The sequence below is a fragment of the Aeromonas sp. QDB63 genome (assembly GCF_027707425.1).
Taxonomy (GTDB): domain Bacteria; phylum Pseudomonadota; class Gammaproteobacteria; order Enterobacterales; family Aeromonadaceae; genus Aeromonas; species Aeromonas caviae.
The window spans coordinates 1-4,164 of sequence record NZ_JAPCIS010000065.1 but is presented as its reverse complement, the minus strand read 5'-3'; the positions used below and the strand labels follow the sequence as shown (position 1 = coordinate 4,164).

The window sequence follows — 4,164 nt, the reverse complement described above, 5'->3', positions numbered from 1 at the left end:
TCGCGAAATTTCGCAGTCGCGACGCCAGAGACCGAGGGTTAGATCATGCCTAGCATTCACCTTCCGGCCGCCCGCTAAATATCTCCTTTTGGGTTGTTAATAAAACATCCAATAAGTTGACTGTGCGTGAAAAAGAAAGTTTTGTGTGATGGCGTTGAAGATCGCACCGTTAAGCTCTTATGTGGGATGGTGCAGAGCTCGACGACTACCGATAAAACGCAACCGCCGCAAACAGACAAGAAAAAGCCCCAACTGATAACAGTTGGGGCTTCAGTATTGTGATTGGTGGAGCAATAGCACCCTGAACCCAAAACCTTCTCGCTCAACCGGTAGTGGCTGATAACAACTCGTGAGGGCTATTGCGGGTTAAGCATTTAGCGATGTCTAGGGCCAGACTGGACGTCTGAACGCAAGCCGCTGATACTGTACATAACCACAGTATCAGCGGAGGATACCCATGTCGCTGGCAAGGAACGCCACGGCGAGTCAATCGCCCACTCAAACAAACGGTTACGAACGCCACCAACCCGACCAGACGCTGCTCTACCAGCTGGTTGAGCAGCACTACCCAGCCTTCAAAGCCTCACTCGAAGCCCAAGGTCAACACCTGCCTCGCTACATCCAACAAGAATTCAACGACCTCCTCCAATGTGGCCGTCTGGAGTATGGTTTCATGCGGGTTCGCTGCGAGGATTGTCATCACGAGCGTCTGGTCGCCTTCAGCTGTAAACGACGCGGCTTTTGCCCTAGCTGCGGTGCCCGCCGGATGGCCGAGAGTGCGGCGCTGCTGATAGACGAAGTCTTCCCCAAGGAGCCCATTCGCCAGTGGGTGCTCAGCTTTCCTTTCCAGCTACGCTTTTTGCTGGCTCGCCATCCCCAGCTGATGGGCCAGGTCTTGAGTATCGTCTATCGTACACTCTCAACTCATCTGATCAAAAAAGCCGGTTACACCAAAGCCTCTGCACAAACTGGCTCAGTGACTCTTATCCAACGCTTTGGCTCCGCGCTAAATCTCAATGTCCACTACCACATGCTGTTTCTCGATGGTGTCTATGCCGAAGATGACTATGGCAAGCAACGCTTCCATCGTGTCAAGGCACCCACTTACGATGAGCTGAATACGCTCGCTCACACCCTCAGCCATCGCATCGCTCGCTGCATGGAAAAGCGTGGGATTTTGGAGCGTGATGCCGAGAATACGTGGTTGACACTGGAAGAGGGCGAAGACGATACGCTGACTCAATTACATGGTGCTTCGGTTACGTATCGCATTGCCGTCGGCCCCCAGCAAGGGCGCAAAGTCTTCACCCTGCAAACCTTGCCAGGGCGTGAGGATAAAGCCGACTCAAGCAGTCGAGTAGCCAACCATGCTGGTTTCTCGCTACACGCCGGTGTGATGGCCGAAGCGCATCAGCGGGATAAGCTTGAGCGCTTGTGTCGCTACATTAGTCGGCCAGCGGTTTCAGAAAAACGTCTGGCATTAACCGCCAATGGGCAGGTGCGTTACGAGCTCAAAACTCCGTACCGCAATGGCACCACCCATGTGATCTTCGAGCCGCTGGACTTCATCGCCAAACTCGCTGCGTTGGTACCTAAGCCGCGAGTCAACCTCACACGCTTCCACGGCGTCTTTGCACCGAACAGCAAACACCGAGTTCAAGTAACACCCGCCAAGCGGGGCAAGAAGCCCGACAAATCGGAAGGTCTCGATACTAACTGGCGTGACAAGAGTCCTGCAGAGCGCCACCGCGCCATGACCTGGATGCAACGCCTCAAGCGAGTCTTCAATATTGATATTGAAGTCTGCGAACACTGCGGCGGTCACGTCAAAGTGATTGCCAGCATCGAAGATCCGAAGGTCATTGAGCAGATTCTCAAGCATCTGAAACAGAAAACAGCCAAGGCGAATGCCGCCAAGCAGCGTGAGCTGCCACCAGAACGAGCGCCGCCACTGACTCCCAGCCTGTTCGATCCATCACAGAGTCGTCTCTTTGACTGACGACCCCAAATCCAACACTGCTCAACACTGCCAACTTTTAAACGGGGCGGTGGGGCAGTTTGTATCTCTCGAGCTATCAGGCTAGGGAAAGTGCGAACAAGTATCCCACGAACAAAAAATGAAAATTTTAGTCATTTAATATCAATGGGTTACCAGTAAATGCTCTCGTGCCATATGACTTATTCGCACCTTCCCTAGAGATTTTACCGCCAAATCGAACCTTATTAGAGCGGTTTAGGCTGGACCGGCAGTTAAAATTGGGGCTTGAGCGGTAAACGAGTGAGGGAATTTCAGGTAAGATACTTCGGATGAGGAGCAAAAAGGTGGTTTATACTTCCTATACCCCGAACAAGATCAAGTCCGCCGCCCCGGCATAGGCTGCGGCGCGTGCGACATCGCTGGCGCTGGCGACGGGCAGCGCCTTCCACACCGGCTTGCCAAACCGCGCGCGCAACTGGGCCACGCGTTCGGGCGATTCCGAACCGTGCAGCTGCAGCGCGTTCAGCTTGGCTGCCACCAGTGCGTCGGCGATGACAGCATCATCCGCATCGACGAACAAACCGACCATGGCGATCTGGCCAGCTGCGCGCGATGTCAAAGCGCCCGCGACATTCGACGTAACCGCACGGGGCGACGCTGGATAGAACACCAACCCGGCATAGTCCGCCCGCGCCGCGATGGTCGCATCGAGCGCCTCGGGTGTGCTGATCCCGCAAATCTTGATTTTCGCGGGCATGCGGTCAGTCGGGGTTCTGGATCAGCCGCACCAGCGTGCAGTCGGGATCGATCAGGTAGCCGATCCTCAGGCCGCTCGCCTCCAGTTGCGGAGCTTTGAAGCGCGGCCAGCCGGTGCTTTTTTCCTCGGCTCCCGCCGCGTTCACCAATGCCACCATGGCATCGAGATCATCCAACCGCAGGCAACAGCCGAACGAGCTCGTAGCTGGGTCGAGGTCAGGATAGGGGAAGAATTCGAGCTGCAAACCGCCGCGCTGCAGGATCATCCAGCCGCGATCCTTCCAACTCGTCGCAAAGCCCAGCTTCGCATAAAACGCCTCTGTCACATCGAAATCGCGCGATGGCAGATTGGGGGTGACGTGGTCAGCCATGGCTCAGCGCAGCTTGTCGGCCATGCGGGCCGTATGAGTGATTGCGGCGCGGCTATCGGGGGCGGAATGGCTCATCACGATCATGCTGGCCTTGGGGAACGCCGCACCAAACGCGCGCGCTGACGCGGCGTAGTGCTCAGTGTCGGCATCACCGAGATTGCCGAGCGACTTGGCCTTGCTGTCCTTGATCAGGCAGCCACCAAAAGCGATGTCGGTGCCGTCGATCCCAACGGTGATATTGTCACTGGTGTGGCCGGGGCCGGGGTAAAATACCTTGAGCGGGCCAAAGTTGGGCGCGGTTGCTGGTTCGACCCAGCCATTGGCGGCGAAAGTCAGGCTGTGTTGCGCCGCAACCATCCCCTCTTGCGGGGCAAGCTGGTTCGACAACGCATTGGCATAAGTCGCAATCCCCGCCGCATGCAGCGCGTCCATACCGCCCATCTTGTCCTGATGCGCGTGAGTCACCACCGCCAGCGCGACCGGCAGGTTGATCTCCTGCTTGATCCAGTTGAGGATCTGGGCGGTCTGGTCATCGGTCCAGGCGGTATCGACCACCAGCACGCGGCCGCCATCCCTGACGATCAAACCGTTGGAAGCGACTGCCCCGAAACCCGGCATGTCGAGATAGGAAGTGTGCTGCCAGACATTCGGTGCGAGCTGGCGGAAAACCAGATCGCCAAACCGTTGGTCGCCAGTTTCCATTTGCTGGCCAATCGTCGGGCGGATTTCACCGGGCATGCACCCGCTCAGCATCAATGCAGCGGCTAATGCGGTGCTCAGCTTCGCGACCGGGTGCATAATATTGGGCAATTCCATCAAGTTTTCCTTTTATTCAGCATTAAAAACCCCGCAAATGCGAGGCCTAGTAAATAGATGATCTTAATTTGGTTCACTGTAGCAAAAATATGGGGCGAATTCAAACATGAGGTGCGACAGTTTCAAAAGCCATATGATAATCAACAAGCTGAGCAAATTTCTCTAAGGAAGGTGCGAACAAGTCCCTGATATGAGATCATGTTTGTCATCTGGAGCCATGAAAAAGGGTTCATCATGAGTCAT

At 55.7% G+C, this 4,164-nt stretch carries 4 protein-coding genes; 1 reads left to right on the top strand and 3 read right to left on the bottom strand.

What is annotated here, in order from left to right; translation table 11 throughout:
- Nucleotides 1-457: 457 nt before the first annotated feature.
- Nucleotides 458-1,999 (top strand): IS91-like element ISCR1 family transposase, encoded by a 1,542-nt coding sequence (locus PG879_RS20305; RefSeq protein ID WP_000050481.1) that lies wholly within the window; start codon nucleotides 458-460, stop codon nucleotides 1,997-1,999.
- 337 nt (nucleotides 2,000-2,336) lie between these two features.
- On the opposite strand, the gene PG879_RS20300 is transcribed toward PG879_RS20305, so the two are convergent.
- From PG879_RS20300 to PG879_RS20290, 3 genes are read right to left on the bottom strand one after another with little or no spacing between them, the layout of a single operon-like run.
- The gene (locus PG879_RS20300; protein WP_270830611.1) at nucleotides 2,337-2,735 is read right to left on the bottom strand and encodes a phosphoribosylanthranilate isomerase; all 399 of its coding nucleotides are present in this window, start codon (nucleotides 2,733-2,735) and stop codon (nucleotides 2,337-2,339) included.
- Between the two features lie 4 nt (nucleotides 2,736-2,739).
- Nucleotides 2,740-3,105 (bottom strand): bleomycin binding protein Ble-MBL, encoded by a 366-nt coding sequence (gene ble / locus PG879_RS20295; protein WP_004201167.1) that lies wholly within the window; start codon nucleotides 3,103-3,105, stop codon nucleotides 2,740-2,742.
- Between the two features lie 3 nt (nucleotides 3,106-3,108).
- A complete protein-coding gene (locus PG879_RS20290; RefSeq protein ID WP_004201164.1) occupies nucleotides 3,109-3,921 on the bottom strand; it encodes a subclass B1 metallo-beta-lactamase NDM-1 in 813 nt (270 codons plus the stop codon).
- Between the last annotated feature and the right edge of the window lie 243 nt (nucleotides 3,922-4,164).